The 22556-nt window shown below is 74.8% G+C and carries 17 protein-coding genes; 5 read left to right on the top strand and 12 right to left on the bottom strand.

The window, feature by feature from the left end; all coding sequences use genetic code 11:
• Positions 1-342: 342 nt before the first annotated feature.
• Both ctaD and Sya03_RS25540 read right to left on the bottom strand, forming a co-directional pair.
• Entirely contained in the window at positions 343-2100 is a 1758-nt protein-coding gene (gene ctaD / locus Sya03_RS25545; RefSeq protein ID WP_203940950.1) for an aa3-type cytochrome oxidase subunit I, read from the bottom strand.
• Between the two features lie 122 nt (positions 2101-2222).
• Positions 2223-3344: an FAD-dependent monooxygenase gene (locus Sya03_RS25540; RefSeq protein WP_203940949.1), complete on the bottom strand. Its 1122-nt coding sequence runs from the start codon at positions 3342-3344 to the stop codon at positions 2223-2225.
• Positions 3345-3464: 120 nt separating this feature from the next.
• Here Sya03_RS25540 and Sya03_RS25535 point away from each other — a divergent pair, with 120 nt between their 5' ends.
• Positions 3465-4529, top strand: coding sequence for a glycosyltransferase (locus Sya03_RS25535; RefSeq protein ID WP_239107833.1), 1065 nt, complete (start codon positions 3465-3467; stop codon positions 4527-4529).
• Between the two features lie 387 nt (positions 4530-4916).
• Here the strand turns inward: Sya03_RS25535 and Sya03_RS25530 are convergent, their stop codons facing one another.
• Positions 4917-5576: a helix-turn-helix domain-containing protein gene (locus Sya03_RS25530; RefSeq protein WP_203940947.1), complete on the bottom strand. Its 660-nt coding sequence runs from the start codon at positions 5574-5576 to the stop codon at positions 4917-4919.
• Positions 5577-5641: 65 nt separating this feature from the next.
• Between Sya03_RS25530 and Sya03_RS25525 the strand changes: the two genes are divergently transcribed.
• Together Sya03_RS25525 and Sya03_RS25520 are read left to right on the top strand one after the other, a co-directional pair.
• On the top strand, positions 5642-6706 hold the full coding sequence (locus Sya03_RS25525; protein WP_203940946.1) for a DNA polymerase ligase N-terminal domain-containing protein: 1065 nt from the start codon (positions 5642-5644) through the stop codon (positions 6704-6706).
• Between the two features lie 161 nt (positions 6707-6867).
• Positions 6868-8217 carry an MGH1-like glycoside hydrolase domain-containing protein gene (locus Sya03_RS25520; protein ID WP_203940945.1) on the top strand — a complete coding sequence of 450 codons (1350 nt, stop codon included), beginning with the start codon at positions 6868-6870 and terminating at the stop codon, positions 8215-8217.
• A gap of 23 nt (positions 8218-8240) precedes the next feature.
• Here the strand turns inward: Sya03_RS25520 and Sya03_RS25515 are convergent, their stop codons facing one another.
• The 6 genes from Sya03_RS25515 to Sya03_RS25490 all read right to left on the bottom strand — a co-directional run bounded on the left by Sya03_RS25515 (position 8241) and on the right by Sya03_RS25490 (position 13181).
• Positions 8241-8444 carry a hypothetical protein gene (locus Sya03_RS25515; protein WP_203940944.1) on the bottom strand — a complete coding sequence of 68 codons (204 nt, stop codon included), beginning with the start codon at positions 8442-8444 and terminating at the stop codon, positions 8241-8243.
• Positions 8445-8467: 23 nt separating this feature from the next.
• Complete coding sequence (locus Sya03_RS25510; RefSeq protein WP_203940943.1) at positions 8468-9085, bottom strand: MBL fold metallo-hydrolase; 618 nt, start codon at positions 9083-9085, stop codon at positions 8468-8470.
• Positions 9085-10170: an S-(hydroxymethyl)mycothiol dehydrogenase gene (locus tag Sya03_RS25505; RefSeq protein ID WP_203940942.1), complete on the bottom strand. Its 1086-nt coding sequence runs from the start codon at positions 10168-10170 to the stop codon at positions 9085-9087. Before Sya03_RS25505 ends, Sya03_RS25510 begins: the two co-directional genes overlap by 1 nt.
• 28 nt (positions 10171-10198) lie before the next feature.
• On the bottom strand, positions 10199-10651 hold the full coding sequence (locus Sya03_RS25500) for a MarR family winged helix-turn-helix transcriptional regulator (protein ID WP_203940941.1): 453 nt from the start codon (positions 10649-10651) through the stop codon (positions 10199-10201).
• A 280-nt stretch (positions 10652-10931) separates the two neighbouring features.
• Positions 10932-11321 carry a cupin domain-containing protein gene (locus Sya03_RS25495; RefSeq protein ID WP_203940940.1) on the bottom strand — a complete coding sequence of 130 codons (390 nt, stop codon included), beginning with the start codon at positions 11319-11321 and terminating at the stop codon, positions 10932-10934.
• Positions 11322-11330: 9 nt separating this feature from the next.
• Entirely contained in the window at positions 11331-13181 is a 1851-nt protein-coding gene (locus Sya03_RS25490; protein WP_239107832.1) for an EAL domain-containing protein, read from the bottom strand.
• Positions 13182-13572: 391 nt separating this feature from the next.
• Here Sya03_RS25490 and Sya03_RS25485 point away from each other — a divergent pair, with 391 nt between their 5' ends.
• Positions 13573-15162: a restriction endonuclease gene (locus tag Sya03_RS25485; RefSeq protein WP_239107831.1), complete on the top strand. Its 1590-nt coding sequence runs from the start codon at positions 13573-13575 to the stop codon at positions 15160-15162.
• 5 nt (positions 15163-15167) lie between these two features.
• Here Sya03_RS25485 and Sya03_RS25480 read toward each other — a convergent pair whose 3' ends face one another.
• Positions 15168-16055, bottom strand: a complete 888-nt coding sequence (locus Sya03_RS25480) for an aminoglycoside phosphotransferase family protein (RefSeq protein ID WP_203940939.1) — start codon at positions 16053-16055, stop codon at positions 15168-15170.
• On the bottom strand, positions 16052-20260 hold the full coding sequence (locus Sya03_RS25475) for a PDDEXK-like endonuclease domain-containing protein (protein WP_203940938.1): 4209 nt from the start codon (positions 20258-20260) through the stop codon (positions 16052-16054). The genes Sya03_RS25480 and Sya03_RS25475 overlap by 4 nt, the downstream gene beginning before the upstream one ends.
• Before the next feature lie 94 nt (positions 20261-20354).
• On the opposite strand from Sya03_RS25475, the gene Sya03_RS25470 reads away from it, so the two are divergent.
• Positions 20355-21389: a hypothetical protein gene (locus Sya03_RS25470; protein ID WP_203940937.1), complete on the top strand. Its 1035-nt coding sequence runs from the start codon at positions 20355-20357 to the stop codon at positions 21387-21389.
• Positions 21390-21392: 3 nt separating this feature from the next.
• Here the strand turns inward: Sya03_RS25470 and Sya03_RS25465 are convergent, their stop codons facing one another.
• Positions 21393-22289 carry a hypothetical protein gene (locus Sya03_RS25465; protein ID WP_203940936.1) on the bottom strand — a complete coding sequence of 299 codons (897 nt, stop codon included), beginning with the start codon at positions 22287-22289 and terminating at the stop codon, positions 21393-21395.
• Positions 22290-22556 lie beyond the last annotated feature (267 nt).

Raw genomic sequence — 22556 nt, 5'->3', positions numbered from 1 at the left:
CCCCAGGCCCACCAGGCCCACCAGGCCCACCAGACCCACCAGACCCACCAGACCCACCAGACCCACCAGACCCACCAGACCCACCAGACCCACCAGGGCCCGCCAGGCCCGCTGAAGCCAACCCAGGCCCGCTCACACCCAGGCCTAGCCCACGGCAGGGCCAAACGACCCCCTCGCCCACCATCCGCGGCTCACCCCTCCGGAACGACCTCCGGGCCCAATCCAGCCGCCGCAGGCCACCCCGGGCCCGAACCCAGGCCACCCCAGCCCGACCGCGCCAGAACGCCGAACGCCGGCTCCCCGAGGGGAACCGGCGTCCGAGGTCTTGCTGCGTCGTGAAGGCTACTTCTTGTCGCCGTCGGAGATGTCCTCCTGGTAGGTGGCGCCGCCGTCCGACTCGTGGGTCAGGGGCTTGGCGCCGCCCTCCGGCGGCCCCGCCAGGGACTGTTCGCCGGCTGCGAGCTCCGGGAACTTGGCGTCGAAGGCCGGGCGCTCCGAGCGGATGCGGGGCATGACGTCGAAGTTGCGCAGGGGCGGCGGGGAGGTGGTGGCCCACTCGAGGCTGTTGCCGTGGCCCCACGGGTCGTCGACGGTGACGAGCTGGCCGACCTTGTACGACTTCCACACGTTGTAGATGAACGGCAGCGTGGAGGCGCCGAGGACGAACGAGCCGACCGTGGAGAACATGTTCAGGGCGGTGAAGCCGTCGTCGGCCTGGTAGTCGGCGTACCGGCGGGGGAAGCCCTCGGTGCCGAGCCAGTGCTGGACGAGGAACGTGGCGTGGAAGCCGACGAACGTCAGCCAGAAGTGGATCTTGCCGAGGCGCTCGTCGAGCATGCGGCCGAACATCTTCGGGAACCAGAAGTAGATGCCGGCGAAGACGGCGAACACGATCGTGCCGAAGAGCACGTAGTGGAAGTGCGCGACGACGAAGTACGAGTCGGAGACGTGGAAGTCGATGGGCGGGCTGGCCAGCAGGACGCCGGAGAGGCCGCCGAAGAGGAACGTCACCATGAAGCCGAGCGCCCACAGCATCGGTGTCTCGAAGCTGATCTGGCCGCGCCACATCGTGCCGATCCAGACGAAGAACTTCATGCCGGTCGGGACGGCGATCATGAAGCTGAGGAAGCTGAAGAACGGCAGCAGCACCTGGCCGGTGACGAACATGTGGTGCGCCCACACGCTCATCGACAGGGCGGCGATGAGGATGGTCGCGCCGACGAGGCCCTTGTAGCCGAAGACGGGCTTGCGGCTGAAGACCGGGATGACCTCGGTGATGATGCCGAAGAACGGCAGCGCGATGATGTACACCTCGGGGTGGCCGAAGAACCAGAAGAGGTGCTGCCAGAGGATCGGGCCGCCGGTCTCCACGTCGAAGACGTGGGCGCCGAGGACGCGGTCGGCGGCGAGGGCGAACAGCGCCGCGGCCAGGAACGGGAAGACCATGATCACGAGCAGGCTGGTGATCAGCATGTTCCAGGTCAGGATCGGCATCCGGAACATCGTCATGCCGGGGGCGCGCAGCGTCAGGATCGTGGTGATCAGGTTGACGGCGCCGAGGATGGTGCCCAGACCCGACAGGGCGAGGCCGACGACCCACATGTTGCCGCCGATGCCCGGCGAGTGCAGGGAGTCCGACAGCGGGGTGTACGCGGTCCAGCCGAAGTCGGCGGCGCCGCCCGGGGTGAAGAAGCCCGAGATGGTGATCGTGCCGCCGAACAGGTAGAGCCAGTAGGCGAAGCTGTTGAGCCGCGGGAACGACACGTCCGGCGCGCCGATCTGGATCGGCACCACGTAGTTCGCGAACGCGAAGACGATGGGCGTGGCGAAGAACAGCAGCATGATCGTGCCGTGCATCGTGAAGAGCTGGTTGTACTGCTCCGGCGACAGCAGCTGCATGCCGGGGCGGGCCAGCTCGGCGCGCATGATCAGGGCCATCAGGCCGCCGAGCATGAAGAACACGAACGACGTGATCAGGTACATGATCCCGATCTGCTTCGCGTCCGTGGTGCGCAGGATGCGCGCGAGGGCCGAACCCCTGACCTGCGTCCGGACCGGATACGGCCGGGTCACGATCGGCTTGGGCGCGACGGTCGTCACGGGTGGCCTCCGGTGTCTCGTTTCGTCCCACTCGGCACGTCCGTCGAAGGGCGTACCTCGCAGGCAGAATAATCCCCCGCAGCGGTTACCCGGGCGGCGGGTGACCAATCCGCCCGGCGAGTTCACATCGGCTCGACCAGAGCGCGGTAGTGGTCGGCGAAGATCCGGTCCCCGCGGCGGCGCAGCAGCGGGTCACGCAGGGCGGGCGGCACGTCGCGGGCGCGGTCGCGCTCGCGGGTTCGCTCGTGCACCCAGCCGGTCCGCGGCCGGCGGCGGCGCTCGTACTCGGCCAGGGCGGCCGGCACGTCGCCCGGGGTGTCGTGCAGGGCCGCGCCGAGCACCTCGCCCAGCACGACCGCGTCCTCCAGGGCCATCGCGGCGCCCTGGGCCAGCGACGGCGAGGTGGCGTGGGCGGCGTCGCCGACGAGCAGCACCGGCCCGCGCGACCAGCGCTCGGTGACGACCTCGTCGGTGCGGGCGACCTGGACCTTGGTGAGCGCGTCCAGCACGGCCGGGACGGGCCCGCCGAAGCCGCCGTACAGCTCCCGGACCCGGGCGAGGCCGTCGGACGGCGGGGCGTCGGCGGTCTCGTCGGCGTACAGGTAGAGGCGCCCGCCGCCCATGGGCATGATCGTGAAGCCGCACCGGCGGCCGAGCAGGGTGACCCAGTCGCCGACGGCGGGCCCGCCGGTGACGACGCTGCGGTACACGGTCTGCCCGGTGGGCTGCGCGGCGCCGCCCAGCTCGGCCAGGCCGCGGACGGTGGACTTGCGCCCGTCGGCCGCGACGACCAGGTCGTACTCGGCGCGGCCGCCGTCGCCGAACTCGACCTTGGCGGTGCGGTCGCCGATGTCGAGGCCCTTCACGGCGGTCTCGTAGCGGACCTGGCCGCCGACGGCGCTGAGCAGCACCCGTTGCAGGTCGGCGCGGGGCAGCGCGCGGGACTCCCCCACGCCGGCCCACAGCGCGGCGACGTCCACGGCGCACAGCTCGCGGCCCTGGGCGTCGAGGAAGATCTGTCGGGTGAACCGTTCGCCCAGCGGGCGCAGCGGCGCCTCCAGCCCGAGGGCGCGCAGCGCGCGGGCGGCGTTGCCGGGCAGGTGGATGCCCGCGCCGGGCACCATGCTGGCGGGCAGCTCCTCGACCACGTCGGGCCGGAAGCCCGCGAGCCGCAGGGCGCGGGCCGCCGCCAGGCCGGAGATGCCGGCGCCGACGACGAGGATGCGCAGGGAAGAACCGGACATGTCGGCTACGCCTCCGAGGGGTGGACACGCGTCGAAGTCAAGACACTACTCGCCGCCACGATCGGGCGACACCCGTTGACGGGGTGCATGAGTGACGATCTCGTGGGGTACGGGCCCCCGGTGTCCGATGTCACCACCGACGTCACCGTCGTCGTCGCGAGCCGCAACCGCCGCGACCAGCTCCTGCGTCACCTCCCCCGGCACCGCGCCCCGGTGATCCTCGTCGACAACAATTCGACGGACGGCACCTGCGAGGCGGTCAAGACCCACTGTCCACAGGTACGCGTGATCCGCCTCGACGACAACATCGGCGCCGCCGCCCGCAACCTCGGCGTCGCCGCCGCCGACACCCCGCACGTCGCCTTCGCCGACGACGACTCCTGGTGGGACGGCGACGCCCTCAGCCGCCTGCCCGCGCTGTTCCGGGCCCACCCGCGCGCCGCCCTGCTCGCCGCACGCGTCCTCATCGGCCCGGCGGGCCGCCTCGACCCGGTCTCGACCCAGATGGCCGCCGCCCCGCTGGGCACCCCCGCCGACCTGCCCGGACCGTCCATCCTGGGCTTCCTGGCCTGCGCGGTGGCCGTGCGCCGCGACGCGTTCCTGGCCGTGGGCGGCTTCGAACCCCACCTGCACGTGTACGGCGAGGAGGCACTGCTCGCCATGGACCTGGCCGCCGCCGGCCACGGCCTGGCCTACGTGGACTCCCTCGTGGTCCGCCACCACCCCCTGCCGGCCGGCCGCGACCCGGGCCCCCGCCGCCGCCGCCAGCTCCGCAACGACCTCCTGACCACCTGGCTCCGCCGCCCCGCCCCGGCAGCGGCCCGCGCCGCCCGCGCAGCAGCCACGACCCCGGACGGCCGGGCCGCCCTCCGGGACGCCCTCGGCGACCTGGCATGGGTCCTCCGCCACCGCCACCCGGTCCCGGCGTGGCTGGAGGCGGACCTGCGCACCCTGGAGGCGGCCCCGGTCCCCCAGTCGGCCACCCCGGCCCGCGCGGCCCGGACCGATAGCACCACCGCGGCCCGCCCGACCACGGCCCCGGCCGCCCCGGCTGCGGCCGCCCCGGCCCGGACCAGCCCGGCTGCGGCTACTCCGGTCCAGGTCAGCCCGGCGACGGCCCCGGCGGCAGCCGGGTCGGCCGCCGCGGCGGCCGGGCCGAGGGACCGCACGCCCGCCCGCGCCTGACCGCCGAGGGCTCGCGCCCACCACCGGGTCAAAGCCACCTCCTCACCGCCCCGCGGCGCCCGACCACGCCGTCTTACCCGCCCACCCGAAGGCACCAGGCACCCACCCGGCACTCGAGGGGTGGTCCGGGAAGGCGGCCCGAAAGGGGGCCGCGTGGGAGGGGCGCCCCGCGAGGGCGGCGTGGGAAGGCGGCCCGGGAGGGCGGCCCGGGGAGGGCGGCCCGGGGAGGGCGGCGCAGGAAGGGCGGCGAGAGGGCCGAGGTGGGTGGGCCCGCCATACCCCCGGCCCGCCACGCGCCCGGCCCGCCACGCGCCCGGCCCGCCACGCGCCCGGCCCGCCACGCGCCCGGCCCGCCACGCGCCCGGCCCGCCACGCCTTCGGCGGCCGTCAGCTCAGCAGCGTCGTCAGCGGCACCCCCGCCAGCTCCTTCACATCCCGCGACAGGTGTGCCTGGTCCGCGTACCCCTCCTCAGCCGCGACCGTCGCGAACGGCACGCCCGCCTGGGCCCGCCCCAGCGCCCGTTGCAGCCGCATGATGCGGCCGAGGAGCTTGGGCCCGTACCCGAAGGATTCCTGGCTGCGGCGCAGCAGTTGCCGGGCGCTGAGCCCGGTCTGCGCGGCGACGGCCGCGACCGGGGTGCCCGAGCGCAGGCGGGCGGCGATGCCGGTGACGAGGGGGTCGGGGCGGCGCCAGCGGGCGGTGACGAGGCGGTGCAGGCCGCGGAGCGGGTCGTCGTCGGGGACGTGGCATGCGGCGGCGGGCCACAGGTCGGTGAGGGGGACGCGCAGGTCGCGGAGTTCGGCGGCGGGGACGCCGAGGACGGCCGGGCCGATGCCGGCGGCGAAGCGCAGCGCCACCCAGCGGGTGCCGGGGGCGGAGACGGCGAGCTGGGCGGTGGTGTCGGGGCCGGCGACGAGCAGGTCGCCGTCGCGCCACATGAGGTCGAGGCAGCCGTCGGGCAGGATGCGGGCGGTCGAGCCGGCGGGGCCGACGTCGCGGCGCCACGCCAGCACGCCGGGCAGCCCCGTGCGCCACTCCGCATACACCCCCACACCCTCCCACCCCCCTACGACAACTCGCGGCGGGCGCCGGGCGGCGGAACAATAGGCATATGACCGACCGGCTGGACGAATACCGGCGCAAACGCGACGCCCGGCGGACGCCGGAGCCCGTACCCCCGGGGGTGCCGGCGGCGACCGCGACCCGGCGGTTCGTCATCCAGCAGCATCATGCGCGCAGCCTGCACTGGGACGTGCGGCTGGAGCGCGACGGCGTGCTGGTGTCGTTCGCGGTGCCGCGCGGCCTGCCGCGCGACCGGGAGCGCAATCATCTGGCGAAGCACACCGAGGACCACCCGCTGGAGTACCTGGAGTTCTCGGGCGAGATCCCGGCGGGCGAGTACGGCGGCGGCCGGATGACGATCCACGACACCGGCACGTACGACACCGACAAGTGGCGCGACGACGAGGTGGGCGTGACGTTCCACGGCGAGCGCACGTCGGGCCGGTACGTGTTCTTCCAGACCGACGGCCGCGACTGGATGGTGCGCCGCATGGACCCGCCCGAGCCGGGCTGGGAGCCGATGCCGGACGAGGTCGCCCCGATGCTGGCGGTCCCGGCGGCGGCGCTGCCCGCCGACGACGACCGGTGGGGCTACGAGATGGCGTGGGGCGGCCGCCGCGCCGTCGCGCACGTGTCCGGCGGGCGGCTGCGCCTGGTGGCGGACGGCGCGGACGTGGTGGCGGCGTACCCGGAACTGCGCGACATGGCCGAGCAGCTGGCGCCGACGGAGGCGGTCCTGGACGGCGAGATCGTGGCGTTCGACGGCCCGGCGCCGTCGCCGAAGCTGCTGGCCCGCCGCGCCCGCCCGCGCGACGGCGCCGCCGCCCGCCGGGCCGCGGAGCGCACCCCGGTGCACTTCCTGGCGTACGACCTGCTGTGGCTGGAGGGCACCCCGACGATCGGGCAGGTGGCGTACGCGCAGCGCCGGGAGTTGCTGGAGGCCCTGGCGGTGACGGGGCCGAACTGGCAGACGCCGCCCTACTTCGCCGGGGGCGGCGAGTTCGCGGCGGACGCCGCCCGCGCGCAGGGCCTGCCGGGCGTGGTGGCGAAGCGGCTGGACTCGCCGTACCTGCCGGGGCGCCGCTCGGAGCTGTGGCTGTCGATCGGGGCGTGAGCGGCGTCATGCCGTCGGGGTCGGCCGGTCGGATGAATCCATGCGCTTCGAAACAGCCGTACCGTGCTGTGCTGGTTCGCTGGTCCGCGTTTGAGGTGTGCCCCTCCGGAAAGGTCTCAGGACAGATGTACTTCCACCCGTCCCCGAGCCCCTCTCCGGACATGTCTTCTCAACTCTGGCAATCCGCCGCCGCCGTCCTCGACACCAACTGGGCCCGCGGCCACATGGTCCCCTCGCGCCGGCTCTATCCGCACCAGTGGAGCTGGGACGCCGCGTTCATCGCGGTGGGCCTGGCCTATGTGAACCCGCAGCGGGCGTGGGCCGACCTGCGCAACCTGTTCGGCGCGCAGTGGCCGGACGGGCGGGTGCCGCACATCGTGTTCGATCCGGCGGTCGCCGAAGGTGACTACTTTCCCGGGCCGGGGTTCTGGGACGTTCCCGCGTACGCGGACCGGCCGGCGCACGGCAGCACCGGGCTGGTGCAGCCGCCGATGCACGCGGTGGCCGCGTGGGAGGTGTACCGGCGGGCGACCGGGCACGGTGCGGCCGCCGTGGCGGCGGCGCGGGACGAGCTGGGGTGGTTGTATCCGCGGCTGTGCGCGCAGCAGGAGTATCTGACCGGGGCGCGGGACGCGGGCGGGCGCGGGCTGGTGAGCATCGTGCACCCGTGGGAGTCCGGGTTGGACAACAGTCCGTCGTGGGACGCCGCGATGGCCGCGGTGCCCGCGGACCTGTCGCTGTTGCAGCGATACGCGCGGCGCGACGTGCAGGTCGCCGACATCACGCACCGGCCGACGGACACCGACTACGCGCGCTACATCGGGCTGGTGCAGTCGTACCGGGCCGGTGGGTACGACGACGCGGGGCTGGCGGCGTGGCACGGGTTCGTGGTGGAGTGCCCGGCGTTCAACGCCATCGTCGCGGCGGCCGACCACGCGCTGGCGCGGATCGCGGAGGTGGTGGGGGCGGACCCGGCGCCGCACCGGGAGCGGGCGCGGCGGGTGACGGCGGCGGTCGTCGCGCACCTGTGGGAGCCGGCGTCGCGGACGTTCCGGTCGCGGGACGTGCGCACCGGCGAGCTGAGCGGGCGGCGGTGCGTCAACGGGCTGGTGCCGCTGATGCTGCCGGGGCTGCCGCGCGAGCACGTCGTGGCGATCATGGCGGAGGCGGAGTCGGAGCGGTTCGGCATGCCGTCGCTGAGCGGGCTGCCGATCCCCAGCTACGACCGCACGGCCGCCGACTTCGACAGCTACCGGTACTGGCGCGGGCCGATCTGGATCAACATCAACTGGCTGCTGCGCCGGGGCATGCTGCTGCACGGGTACGAGGCGCAGGCCGACGAGCTGCGCACGGCGATGCTGCGGCTGATCCACCGCTCGGGCCACTACGAGTACTTCCACCCGGCGACGGGTGAGGGCATCGGCGAGCCGGCGTTCAGCTGGACGGCGGCGCTGGCCCTGGACCTGCTGGCCGACCGCACCGCGCCCGTGCCGGCGGCGGCCCGGGCCTGAGGGCGCGGGCCGCCGTCCGGGGACTAGCGGGCGTCGGCGTCCGCGTCGGCCGCGCCGACCGGGGTGCCGTCGGTGTCGTGGGTGGGCGGGTTCAGGTCGGCGTCCGGCACCACCTCGTCGGCGGTGTACTCGGGTCCGGTCTCGCCGACAGTGGCGCCGTCGAGGTCGACGGCCTCGGCGGCGACCCTCTCGCCGCCGAGGTGTGGGGGCACTCCGTTGATGCTCATGATCGGCTCTTACCCCGATCGATCTATTTCCACTCGCCGGCGCCGGCGGCCTCCGCGCCGACGGTGGTGTCGTCGCCGTGGCCGGTGTGCACCACCGTCTCCGGGGGCAGGGTGAGCAGCCGCTCCCGGATCGAGCCGACGATGGTGCTGCGGTCGGAGTAGGACCGGCCGGTCGCGCCGGGCCCGCCGTTGAACAGGGTGTCGCCGGTGAACACGGCCCCGAGCGCGGGCGCGAGCAGGCACACCGCGCCGGGGCTGTGGCCGGGGGTGTGCAGCACCCGCAGGGACGTGCCCGCCACCGCGATCTCCTGTCCGTCGTGCAGCGGCTCCGGCATCGGCACCCCGGGGTGGGTGAGCTGCCACAGCGGCGCCTCGGCGGGGTGCAGGAACAGCGGCGCGCCCGCCGCCTTGGCCAGCTCGGGCGCGACCCGGACGTGGTCGTCGTGGGCGTGGGTGAGGACGATCGCGACGACCCGGCGGCCGCCGACGACGTCCAGGATCGCCGGTACGGAGTGCGGCGCGTCGATGACGACGCACTCGGTGTCGTCGCCGACCACCCACACGTTGTTGTCGACGTCGAACGTCTGGCCGTCGAGCGAGAACGTGCCGGAGGTGACCGCGTGGTCGATGCGGGGCGCCATCAGAACACCACCACCGAGCGCAGCACCGTGCCGCCGTGCATCTTCTCGAACGCCTCCTCGACCTGGTCGAGGCGGATCTCCTCGGTGACGAACGCGTCCAGGTCGAGCCGGCCCTGCAGGTAGAGGTCGGTGAGCAGCGGGAAGTCGCGGGTGGGCAGGCAATCGCCGTACCAGCTGGACTTCAGGGCGCCGCCGCGGCCGAACACGTCCAGCAGCGGCAGCTCGATCGTCATGTCCGGGGTCGGCACCCCGACGAGCACGACGGTGCCGGCCAGGTCGCGGGCGTAGAAGGCCTGCTTGTACGTCTCGGGCCGGCCGACCGCCTCGATCACCACGTCGGCGCCGAAGCCGCCGGTGAGCTTCTGGATCTCGGTGACGACGTCGGTGGCGGCGGCGTTCACGGTGTGGGTGGCGCCGAACCGCTTCGCGATCGCCAGCTTCTCGGCCGAGGTGTCCACGGCGATGATCGTGGTGGCGCCGACCAGGGCGGCGCCCGCGATGGCGCCGTCGCCGACCCCGCCGCAGCCGATGACGGCGACCGAGTCACCCCGGGTCACGCCGCCGGTGTTGACGGCCGCGCCGATGCCCGCCATGACGCCGCAGCCGAGCAGGCCGACGGCGGCGGGCCGGGCGGCCGGGTCGACCTTGGTGCACTGGCCGGCCGCGACGAGGGTCTTCTCCGCGAACGCGCCGATGCCGAGCGCCGGGCTCAGCTCGGTGCCGTCGGTGAGGGTCATCTTCTGGACCGCGTTGTGGGTGGCGAAGCAGTACCACGGCCGGCCCCGCCGGCACGCCCGGCACTGGCCGCAGACGGCCCGCCAGTTCAGGACGACGAAGTCGCCGGGGGCCACCTCGGTGACCCCGGGCCCGACCTGCTCGACGACGCCCGCCGCCTCGTGGCCCAGCAGGAACGGGTAGTCGTCGTTGATGCCGCCCTCGCGGTAGTGCAGGTCCGTGTGGCAGACGCCGCAGGCCTGGATCGCCACGACGGCCTCGCCGGGGCCCGGGTCGGGGACGACGATCTCGGTCAGCTCGACCGGGGCGCCCTTGGCGCGGGAGATGACACCTCGTACACGCTGGCTCATGCCTTCACAGTGCCAGCAATCGCGCCGGTCAGCCCATTCCGTCGAGCAGTGAGTCGCAGATCTTGTCGAGCTGCCGCAGCTGGGCCGGGTTGAGCTTGTCGAAGACGAGCTGCTGGACCTCCTCGACGTGGCCGGGGGCGGTCGCGACGACCTTGGTCCAGCCGGCGTCGGTCAGCACGGCGAGCTGGACCCGCCCGTCGAGGGGGCTGCGCTCGCGGCGCACCCAGCCCTGCATCTCCAGCCGGGCGACGACGTGCGACAGCCGGGACAGCGACGCGCTGGCCTTCTCGGCCAGCCGGCTCATCGGCAGGGTGCGGTCGGGCTGCTCGGACAGGGTGGTCAGGACCAGGTAGCCCATGTGGGTCACGCCGGCGTCGCGCTGCAGCTGACCCTCGAGCGCGGCCGGCACCTTCACCAGCACGGCGATGAACTTGCGCCAGGTCTGCTGCTGTTCGACGGTCAACCAGCGGGGTTCGTCCACGGGGGCCAGGCTAGTGACCGTCCGGACCACCGGCGTCGGGTGGGCGGGCAACCGGGATTGCCCGCACGGACCGAATCTTCAAGCTGCGAGCAATTTCGGCTGCGCGGAGGGGTCCGCGGGTGGCGCGGCCCGACTACGGTGACGTCACAGGGGCCAGGCGTCCTGCCCCTGTTTCCGGACCGGTCCTGCTGCCGGCCCGGGTGTCGGGACCGACCGGCTGGGGGGCTCGGCCGGTCCCGACCCCAAACTTCCCGCGGGGCGGGGTTCAGGAGCTCGAGGCTCAGGAGTTCGGCGGCTCGTCCTTGCCGGCCTCCTCGAGGGCGTCCGCCTCCTCCTTCGTCTTGTGCACCGCCTTGTCGGCGTGCTCCGGCGGGCCGTACACGGTGTAGAGCACGAGCGGGTTCGGGCCGGCGTTGACGAAGTTGTGCTTCTTGCCGGCCGGCACGACGACGAGGTCGCCCTGGCTGACCTTCTTCGTCTGGCCGCCGACCTTCGCCTCGGCGATCCCGCTCACGAACGTGAGGATCTGGTCCACCTCGTGGACCTCCTCACCGATCTCGCCGCCCGGCGGGATGGTCATGATCACGAGCTGGGTGTGCTCCCCGGTCCAGAGGACGCGGCGGAAATCGGGGCTCTTCTCGGCCTCGGTGGCGATCGTGTAGCTCTCCATACGGGCCTCTTACCCGCCGGCGCGCCCGTCCTCACCTGCGGGACGGCGGCGCGGCCGGGGCGGGCGGCGTTTCGGGCGCGACCCGCCGAGCGCGTCGCCGACCGGCTCGGGGCGGCCGATGAGGTAGCCCTGGGCGTAGTCGACGCCGAACTCGCGCAGCAGGCGCAGCGTGCGCTCGTCCTGGACGAACTCGGCGACCGTGTGGATGCCGTACGCCTGGCAGACCTGGACGAGCGCGCGGACCAGGACCTGGTCCTGCGGGTTGTACGCCAGCTCGGCCACGTACTCCCCGTCGATCTTGACCAGGTCGATCGGGAACTGCTTCAGGTAGCGGAACGAGGCGTAGCCGGAGCCGAAGTCGTCGAGGGCGAGCTGGCAGCCCAGGTCGCGGATGCGGTCGCAGAAACGGCGCGCCTCGCTCAGGTTGCCGATCAGCGCCGTCTCGGTGATCTCGAACGTCAGCCGTTCGGGGTCGACGCCGTACGCGGTCAGCAGCCGCTCGATCTCGCCGGTCAGCCGCGGGTCGCCCACCGAGCGGCCGGACAGGTTGACCTGCAGGTTGTGCTCCGGGTGCTCGGCGGACAGCTGCATCGCCCGCTCCGCCACCCACAGGTCGATGTCGTAGACGGCGTCGAGCCGCTCGGCCGTGTCCAGCACCGCCACCGGCGAGTGCGGCCCGTTGACCTCGTCGACGACCCGCAGCAGCAGCTCGTGCCGGGTGACCCGGTTGCTCTGCAGTTCGAGGATGGGCTGGCCGTACAGGGTGAACCGGTCGTGGCCCAGCGCGGTGGCGACCCGGCTGCGGTAGGAGCCCTGCCGGTCGCGCGCGGGCACCGGCTGGGCGAGGCTGGCGACGGCCTTGCCGCCCTCGCGGGCCTGCCGCCACGCCTGCTCGGCGTCGATGAGCAGCTCGTGGCTGCCGACCTGGTCGGCCTCCCGGTAGCGGACCAGCCCGGCCCACGCCTGGGCGCGCAGCCAGCCGTCGGTCAGCACGAACGGGTGCGCCCGCAGCGCCTCGATGAACAGGTCGGCCTGGCGCCGGGCGACCGCCCACGAGCGGCCCGCCAGCAGCACCCCGATCTCGTTCGGGCCGACCCGGCCGAGCTGGTCGCCGGGCTGGGCGATGGTCTCCAGCAGCCGGGCCGCCCGGTGCAGCAGTTCGAGGTTGCCGGCCGGGCGCAGCGGGGCCCGGTCCTCGCGGGGCTCCGGCTCGACCCGCACCACGACGACGGCGCCGGCCCCGCCGCGCACGGCCCGGTCGAGCTCGTCGACCAGCCGGGCGCGGGTCAGCAGGCCGGTGCCCGGGTCGTGCTCGATGAGGGTGGACTGCACGGTCTCGGTGCGCCGGGTCAGCCGGTCGACCTCGCGGCGGGCCCGTTCGCGCGCCGACACGTCGCGCACCGCGCCGCGCACCCCCCGCGACACCCCGTCACCGTCGAGGACGGCGTCCAGGCGGCAGTCGACGTCGAACCAGCTGCCGTCGGCGCGCACCAGCCGCAGCGTGAGGTGCACCGACTCCTGCCGGGTCCAGCAGGTGGCGAGCGCGTCGAGGACCTTGGCGTGGTCGTCGCGGTGGACGCTGCGCAGCATCGCCGCCCGGCCGGCGCCGCCCTCGGGCGGCGGGTAGCCGAGCAGTGCGGCCAGCTCGGACGACCAGGTGGCGTCGTCGGTGGCGCCCTCGTAGGTGAACCAGGCGTCGGACTCGGCGGCCGGCGGCAGCACCTCGGGGGTGCGCGCGGTGGGGAGTTCGGGGTACGGCCGGCGGTTGATCCACTGCCGGAGGGCCTGCGGCCGGCGGAACACGGCGCCCGACTGCGGGGTCGCGTCCGGCGGCTCGGGGTGCCGGTTCTGCTGGGTCACCGGCGGGTCCCGACCGGGGCACGGCGGGGCGCGGTCGTGCCGCGTGTCCGCATGTCGCCTCCTGGGTGCCGGTGGGAGATCCCTGACTATTACGCCGTGTCACGGCCCCCGATAACAGTACGCATCTGCGCCAATCTTCCGGACGAACTGCGCGCACACCACAGAACTGCACGTCTTCGCATGATCGGGCCACGGAATTGCCCGTTCGTCTGAACCCTCCTTTGTGGCGGCGCTCACGTCAAGCCCCTGGGAGGTCCACGACGGACAGTCACCGTTGGTGAGGCGTGCTTCGCTGTTCGTGAGAAAGCGTTCTCCCGTCACTCACCGACGTCGGTGTGCTGCGGCGAGTGGCCGTCGGGTATACACGGCGGAGGGACATATCCGCCAACCGGTGAGGATCTTCATGGGCATCATCCGGGACATGCAGCGGGTGCAGGCCCGCCAGGCCCACGACGCGGCCCGGACCGCGGTCGTCCGCCAGCGCGAGCAGAACCGCCGCACCACCGACCTGGCGCTCGCCGCCGCCCAGCAGGCCTCCGCGGCCGCCGACGAACGCGAACGCCGCCGGCTGTACGCCGAGGCGCGCGCCGCCGAGGTCGACCAGGCCAACGCCGGCCTGAGCAGCCACCTGGACGACCTGGACAACCTGCTCCTGTCGACCCTCGCCGTCGACGACCACATCGACCTCGACCGGTTCAAGAAGCCCCTGGTCGTCCCCGACTTCGACCCCGGCCCGCTCGGCCGCCCCCTGCCCGCGCCGTCCTGGGAGTCGTTCGCCCCGCCGCCGCCCACCGGCCTCGGCCGCAAGGTCCTCGCCGACCGCCACGAACGCCAGGTCGCCGCCGCCCGCGCCGCCTTCGCCGACGCCCAGGCCCGGCACGCCGACGCCGAACAGCGCCGCCTGCGCCAGCTCGCCGCCCGCGAACAGGAGTACCGGCAGCAGCGCGACCTCGTCGCCGCCCGCGTCGCCGCCTACAACGCCGAGGTCGACCGCTTCGCCACCGCCGTCGGCAACGGCGACCCCACCAGCGTCGTCGAGTACTTCGGCATGGTGCTCGGCAACTCCGTCTACCCCGACGACTTCCCCCAGCACTACCGGCTCGCCTTCCTGCCCCGCGAACGCCACCTCGTCGTCGAGTACCAGCTGCCGTCCGTCGAGGTGGTGCCCGCCGTCAAGGAGTACCGCTACGACCGCGCCCGCGACGTCATCCAGGCCGTCGGCCGCCCCGCCGCGGAGGTGCAGAGCCGCTACCTGCACGTCATCTCCCAGCTGGCGCTGCGCACCGTCCACGAGATCGTCGAGGCCGACCGCGGCGGCCTCGTCGACCTCATCGTCTTCAACGGCATCGTCGACACCGTCGACCGCCGCACCGGCAAGACCGTCAGGCCCTGCCTGGTGTCCCTGCGCGCCCCCCGCGCCGAGTTCGCCGCCATCAAGCTGCGCCACGTCGACCCGGTCGCCTGCGTCGCCCACCTCGACGCCCGGGTGTCCGCCCAGCCCGCCGAACTCGCCCCGGTCCGCGCCGTCGTCGACTTCGACCGCGTCGACAGCCTCTACCGCGACGACGTCGACGTCCTCGCCGACCTCGACAACCGCCCCAACCTGGTAACCCTGCCCAGCGACGAGTTCGAGGGCGTCGTCGGCGACCTCTTCACGATCATGGGCCTGCAGATGGGCTACGCCGAGACCACCGGCGACCTCGCCGTCTGGACCGCCGTCGACCCGCGCCCCCTGTTCGGCGGCCGGGTCGTCGTCCACGCCACCCGCGCCGACCACGTCGGCCCCGACCAGGTCCGCACCCTCGCCGACGCGGTAGCCCGGGTCGGCGCGACGAAGGGCATCCTGGTCACCACCGGCGTGTTCGACCCGGCGGCACACACGCAGAACGGCGGCCGCCCCCTGGAACTCATCGACGGCTCGAACCTGCTCACCCTGCTCGCCGACCACAGCCGCCTGCAGGCCCGCATCGCCCACGCGTAACGGCGTCAGACGCCCGACAGGACCCGCCCGAGCGCCGCCCGGCCGACGGGTCCCCATTCCGGCTTGCCGCCCGGCAGGCCGCGATCCCCGTTCCGGCCCATCAGCATCAGGAACAGGCACTTCAGGGCGGCCAGCCCGCGCGCCCGCCGCACCGTGGCCTCGTCCGCCGGGCCGTAACGGGCGAAGAACCGCGCCGCGCCGCCCGCGGGCAGCAGGAGCCAGGCGGCCCCGAGGTCCCACGCCGGGTCGCCGGCGAACAGGGCGCCGAAGTCGACGACGCCCGCCAGGGTGCCGCCGGCGACGACGACGTTCGCGGGGTGCAGGTCGCCGTGCACCCAGACCCGCGGGCCCGGCCAGTCGGGGGTGGCCGCCGCGGCGTCCCAGACGGCCCTCACGTCGTCGGCGGCGAAGCCGGAGAGGTCCACGGCTGCCAGGAAGTGCTCGAAGCCGGCCCGGGAGTGCCGGGGGTGGGTGCCGAAGTCGGAGGCGCCCGGCGCGTCGGCGGGCGCCTCGGCGTGCAGCGCGCGCAGGAACGCCGCCAGCCGGTCGGCCGCGTCGTCGCCGCGGGTGATCGTCGCGTGGTCCAGCGGTGTGCCGTGGACCCACGTCATGATCGTCCACAGTTTGCTGAAGCGTTCGGACGGCGTGCCGCTGCGCACCGGGACCGGGATCGGCAGCGGCAGGCGGGCGGCCAGCTCCGGCAGCCAGCGGCGCTCCTTCAGCTGCGGCTCGGGGCTGTCGTCCATGCGCTGCACCCGGGCGGCCAGGTCGTCGCCGAGGCGCCACATCTGGTTGCCCCAGCCGCCCGGCACCTCGCGGATCGGCAGGCCGGCCAGGTCCGGGTGCTGCTCGCGCAGCAGGTCGCGGACCAGGTCCGCGCCGACGCCGGTCACGGCGTGATGCCCAGCTCCTCGATGCGCTGCCACAGCGGCGCCAGGGCCACCGACGGCTCGCGGGCGAAGATGCTGCCGCGGATGCGGACGAAGACGCAGTTGCCGACGCGCTCCAGCACCGCCTGGCGGCGCATGTCGCTCTCCCACTGTTCCGGGCCGTGGTAGGCGTCGCCGTCGCACTCGATCGCCAGGCGGCGGCCGTCCGGGGCGGGCAGGACGAAGTCGATGCGGTAGCCGCCGATGCGGAACTGCGGGATCGGGGCGTACCCGCGGGTCGTGAGGGCCTTGAGGACGGCGCGCTCGAAGCCGGACTCGCAGCGGGCCGCCAGGTCCGGCGCCGGCTGCGGGGCCTGCAGCACGGCGGCGCAGTGGTGCAGCAGCAGGGCGCGGGCGTCGTCGGGGCGCAGGTCGGCGGCCTGCAGCGAGTGGAAGACCCACAGCTGGTCGCGGGCGCGGGACGCGGCGACGTTGACGCGGCGGTGGTACTCGCGCTTGGTGAAGGCGGCCACCGCCGGGTCGTTGGCGGAGGCGACCATGCTGACGAGCACGACGTCGCGTTCGTCGCCCTGGAAGGTGTAAGAGTCGCCGACGCGCAGGCGGCGGGCCTCCATCTCGTCCTCGCCGAGGGCGGCGCGCAGCTTCGCCAGCAGGTAGAGGGCCTGGCCGCTGGTGGACAGCAGGCTGATGACGCCGAGGGACTTCCCGGCGTACGCGTCGTCGGCCACGATCGCGACGACCTTCGCGACGATCGCGTCGGCCTCGGCGACGTTGACGTCGCCGTACTGGGGCAGGGACTGCCGGACGCCGTCGGGGACGTGCACGGCGCGGACGGGGTGCTCGAACACCTTCGCCGAGCGCAGCGGCTCGATCTTGCCGTCGTAGTAGTGCTTCGACGAGAACTCGATGATCTGCGGGACGCAGCGGAAGTGCTCGGTGAGCAGGATGCGCTCGGGCGAGCGGCGCACCGCGTGGTCGTACAGGCTGCCCTCGGGGTCGAAGTGCTCCGCGGACGGCACGTCGGTCAGGTGCGACTCGATGAGCCCGGAGACGGAGCCGACGAAGCCGAGCTGGGGGCCGATCTGTTGGTCGTCGCCGACGACGACGGCGCGTTCGGCGAGCGACAGCACGGGCAGGGCGAACAGGTCGGCCTGGGACGCCTCGTCGACGATGACCACGTCGAAGCGGGCGCCGCCGGCGAACTGCTCGATGGCGCGGTCGACGCTCATGACCCACACGGGCACCGCCTCGACGGCCTGGGCCATGGCGCGCTGGGCGTGGGCCTGCCAGGCGGCGGCGTTCTTGCCGGTGCCCTTGCCGATCTTGCGCAGGGCGGCGGTCCAGTCGGCGAGGGCGGCGCGGCGGCGGTCGTCGAGGCCGCGGCCGACGGCGAGCCAGGCGGACGCGACGACGAGCTCGCCGGTGAGGCGGCGGATGCGGTCGCGGGCCCGTTCGACGCGGCGGCCCAGCACGGCCGGGTCGACGTGGCCGATGACGCCGTCGAACCACGTCTGCGCCTGCCGCCACGCCCAGGCCGCGAGGCAGCCCTGGCCGGTGGCGGCGGGCGCCGCGCCGGCGTCGATCGCGCCGGCCCACTCGGGGGCCTCGGCGGCGAGGCGGTCGCGCAGGGCCAGGTAGCGCAGCACGGCGGGGCGCAGCGCGGCGAGCCGGCGGCCCTCCGCGGCGAGGTCGTCCCAGCCGTCCAGGGTGGGCCAGGCCCGGTCCAGGGCGCGCCACAGCGCGGTGTCGCCGCGGCCCAGCTCGGCGGCGCGGGCCAACTCCGCCGACAGCAGCTCGTCGCGGTCGAAGACCGCCCCGGCCCGGTCGAGCAGCGCGGCCACCGCGGCCAGCCGGGCCGCGTCGAGGTCCAGCTCCTGCTGGGGTACGAGGGTGCGCAACCGAGCCGCCAGGTCGGGCCACTCGCCGGCGTCGAAGCCCAGCGACCGGGCCGCCTCGCCGAGCAGGGCCCCGGCCCACAGGTCGGCGTCGCCGTGCTGGTCGGGGATGCCGAGGCGGTGCGCCCAGTCCGCCCAGTGCTGGGCGAGCCGGCGGCGGGCCTGGGCGCGGCGCACCTGCGCCTCGGCGAGGCCGACGTCGGCGGCGCTGCGCAGCGGCTCGCCGTCCACGGTGATCTCGTGCGCGAGCCGGTGCAGCCCGGCCTGCAGCAGCCGGTTGACGCCCTTGCCGGCGGCGAACCGGCGGCCCAGCTCGGCCAGCTCGGCCAGCACCCGGCGCGGCTCGGCCAGCAGCGCGGCCGGCACCTCGACGTGGTGGCCGGCGGCGAGCCGGGTCAGCTCGGTCAGCTCGGCCAGCACGAGCCGGGTGGCCTCCACGTGCTCGGCCCACAGCCGCTCCCAGTGCGGGTCGGCGACGAGCCGGCCGAGCCGGTCGGTCCAGGTGCCGGCGCGGCGCTCCTGCCAGGCGACGGCGTCACGCAGGCCGCCGAGCAGCTCGCCGAGGCCGTCGCGGCCCAGCTCGCGCACGGCGTCGGTGTCCACGCCGGCGGCTTCCAGTGCGGCGATCTCGGCGTCGGCCGCGGCGGCGCGCCGGCGCTGCGCGGCGACGTCGGCGGCGGCCGGCAGCTCCCCGGGCAGGTGCTGCACGGCGGCGGTGCGGTCGGCGGGCGCCAGGTCGCGGGCGAGGGCGAGCAGCTCGGTGAACTCGTCGGCGCTCAGCGGCGGCGGCGCCTGCACCGGGTCCGGGATGAAGCCGTGCTCGGCGGCGTTCTGCCGCAGCCACGCGCCGACCTCGGCGGGCGACAGGGTGACGCCGTCGAGCACGTACGTGGCGGCCTCGTTCTCGGCGAGCGCGCGCAGCGCGGCCAGCCCGCCCGCCAGGTCGCGCTCGGCGTCCTCCAGCTGCCCGGTGAGCCGGTCGACGCGGGCCTGCTCGGCCGCCTTGTCCAGGGTGGCCGCCCGGTCGGACAGCTCCCGCGCCGCCACCTGGAGCTGGACGAGCTGGTCGGCGGTGCGGCCCAGGACGGCCAGGCACAGCGCCTGCACCTGCTCGGGCAGCCCGTCGCGCAGCACCCGCAGCGGGTCCTCCTTCTGCGCGACCACCAGCACCCGCTTGCCGTGCGCCATCAGGTGGCAGATCAGGTTGCGGATGGTGTGCGTCTTGCCGGTGCCCGGCGGGCCCTGCACGGCCACGTTGCGGTGCCCGGCGAGGCGGCGGGCGATGGACTCCTGCGCCTCGTTGGAGGCCAGCGGCATGAGCAGCCGCTCCCCCACCGGCCGCCACGCCTCCGGGTCGTCGCCGGGCATCCGCAACCGGCTCGGCTCGTGGGCGAGGATCGCGGCCAGCGACCCGATCGTCTCCGCGCCCGCCGGGGTCTGCAGGCGGTCGCGGAACTGCTCCAGGAAGCGGCGCAGCATCCGCTGCCGCGGCCGGGCGAACAGCACGGCCGTGTCCACGATGCCGTCGCCGGGCTCGCCGGCCTCGCGCAGCACCGGGTCGTGGCCCAGACGGCGCAGCGCCCGCTCGAACAGCTCCCGCCGGTCGAGGTCTGCGAACAGGTCGACCTCGACGGTGCCGCCCTGCCCGCCCAGGGCGAGCAGCTGGCCGAGGAACCGGTCGTCCAGTCCGGACAGCGGGTCGGTCTGCAGGCGGGTGGGGCCGACCGGCGAGACCGCGATCACCGACGTGTCGGGCTCGTACGTGATCGCCACGGGCGTCGCCAGCAGCGGGTACGCGACCCGGTGCTCGCCGATCGCCAGCCGCAGCACGCCGTGGCCCCACACCAGCTCGGTGGTGGCGGCGGCCAGGTCGAGGCGGTGCTTGAGGTCGAACAGGTCGCGGTGCAGGCGGCGGGTGCGGGCGGTGGCGTCGGCCTGCGCCGCCCACGGCCGCCACTGCTGCTCACGCCACGTCTCGAACCGCTCGGCCGTCGCCGCGTCGGCGCCCGCCGGGTCGGCCAGCTTCGGCTCGTCCGCCGCCGTGACGACCGCCGCCAGGTCGACGCCGCGCGGCGCCGCCAGCGGGGCAGGCGGCCGCGGCAGCCCCACCCGCAGCCAGCTCGCGCCGTCGGGACCGGGGCCGAGGCGGCAGTCCGGGTGGGCGGGCAGCGCGTCGAGCCAGTGCGCGTCGGACGTCGGCAGCGTCCGCGCCGGGCGTTCCAGCTGGGCGCGCACGGCCAGCAGGTAGTCCGCGAGGGCCGCGGCCCGGTCGCGCACGACCTGCGGCGACTCCCCTACCGGCTGATCGGACACTCTTCGCAGGCTATCCGACCGCGGCGAGGGACATCGGGAGGTGCCGCGCGCCGATACGCTGAGGGCCGTTGATCAACCACACGGGGAGCCCCACATGTCCAACGGCAACGATCCCTGGGCGCCGGAGCCGGGCGACCCGGCGCGGCCGGACCCGGGCGGTCCCCCGCCGGCCTTCCCGCCGCCGTACCCCCAGCCGTACCCGCAGCAGGCGTATCCGCAGCCCTACCCCTACGCGGCCGCGCCGCCGCCCGGCGGGTGGGGGCCCCGGTTCGACCCGGCCGACCCGCTGGTCAGCGACAACTGGACCGGCTGGTGGCAGCGCGGCATGTCCGTCGTCCGGCGCGGCTGGAAGACGCTGCTGACGCTCCAGCTCATCGGCGCCGTGCCGCTGGCGCTGCTGGTGGTGCCGTCGACCATCTGGTCCGACCGCTCCACGATCGCGCTCAACCAGAACTTCGCGCAGGTCGACCCGTCCACCGGCAATGCGCCCGACTTCGGGCCGTTCATCGACGAGGTGGCCGGCGGGCTGCTGCTCGTCGCGCTCGCCGCCATCGTCGGCGGCATCCTGTACGGGGTCGTCCACCTCGCCACCGCCCGCGCCGTCGTGTCCATCGCCACCGGCCGGCCCGTCTCCGTCGGCGCCGAGCTGCGCGCCGGGCTCAAGCGGCTGTTCCCGCTCATCGGCTGGACGCTGCTCACCACGCCGATCGCGCTGGTGGCGCTGCTGCTGTGCGTCCTGCCCGTGTTCTACGTCGGCGCGGTGTTCATGCTGCTGCAGGCCGTCGTCGTGTTCGAACGGACCAACGCGGTCAGCCGCTGCTTCCAGCTGTTCCACACCGACCTCGGCGCCGCCGCCGGGCGCATCGCCACCACCTGGGGGCTGTCCCTGGCGATCGGGCTCGGGCTCGGCGTCGTCGCCACGCTCATCACGTTCGGCTTCACCTCGCCGACCGACGCCACCTACGACGGCGGCAACCTGGCGGCCAGCCTGCTCTCGGGCGCGGTGCAGACCGTCGCCAGCATCGCCAGCGGGCTCGTCGTCACGCCGCTGATCGTGCTCGCGTACACCGACCTGCGGGCCCGCCGCGAGCCGTTCACCACCGACCAGCTGCTCGCCACGGCGGCCTGACCGTCACCACCCCGGCCGGCTCGTGCCCGACCCGCGCAGGATCCGGTACGAGCCGTCCGGCGACGGCGTCAGCAGGTAGGTGACGTCCCAGAACGTGCACCGCTCCCGCGGCCGCGCCCGCGGCCCGTACCCGGGGCTCTGTTCACTGCGGAACGTGACCCGCGCCGTCACCACGGGCCCGGCGTGGCCGTCGACCGCGTCGCCGACCTCGCGCAGCACGATCTTCGTGTCCGTGGTGGTGGACAGGTCCCGCCGCCAGCGCGCCACCTCCTGCGGGTTCCCCGGGTCCACCGATCCGGCCGGGTCGAACACGGCGGCGGCGCCCTCCCAGTCGCGGGCGTTGATCCCGGCGAAGTGCGTGTCGAACACGGCCGCGACCACCGCGGCCCGCCCGTCGGTGACGACGGCGGCGATGGCGACGACACCGACTCGGCCGGGCGGGTCCGGCGGGTCGTCCGGGGCCGGTGCCGTCGTGGGTGGGGCCGGCGGCGACGTCGTGGCCTCCGCCGTGCTCTCCGCCGCCGGGGGCGGTGGCGGCGGGTCGGCTCGCAGGGCCCAGGCCGCCGACGCGCCGCCGGCCACCAGCAGGACGGCCAGCCCGCCGACGAGGGGCACGAGCGGCAGCCGGCGCCGGGCTCCGGCCGGCGGGCCCGCCGCCCACGGCTCGCCGCGCGGCGGGACCGGGGGCGGGCCCGGCGGCGGCTCCCACGCCTCGGTGGCGGCCCACGGGTGGGCGGCGGCCCAGGGCCGCGGGCCGTTGTGGTGGGGCGCCGTCCACGGCTGCGGGCTGTCGGAGGTGGTCCACGGCTGTGGGCCGTCGGGGGTGGTCCCCGACTGCGGGCTGTCCGGGTGGGTCGGCTGCGGCTCCGGACCCGCCGGCCACGGCACGTCGGCCGGCACGTCGGACGGTGGGCCGGCCGCGGCGGTGCCCGGTCCGCCGCCGGAGGGCGGGGGCGACGAGGGCCACGGCCGGGCGGTGGGTGGCGGGGCGCTGCACAGCCGGCACGCGACGCTTTCCGCGGTATTGCCGGTGTCGCATTCGGAGCATGTCCAGGCTGCCATTGCCGGTCCCTTTCGGCGCGCTGATCCGTTGTATCGAAGCGCCTTTCCGCACACCCCGGCAAGGCCCCGTCCGGGGTACGCCGACCCGCCGGTGGGCACCGTCCG

This window comes from Spirilliplanes yamanashiensis (assembly GCF_016863475.1).
Taxonomy (GTDB): domain Bacteria; phylum Actinomycetota; class Actinomycetes; order Mycobacteriales; family Micromonosporaceae; genus Spirilliplanes; species Spirilliplanes yamanashiensis.
Note: the sequence above shows the minus strand (reverse complement) of the source record. Positions and strands in the feature narration are given on the sequence as shown.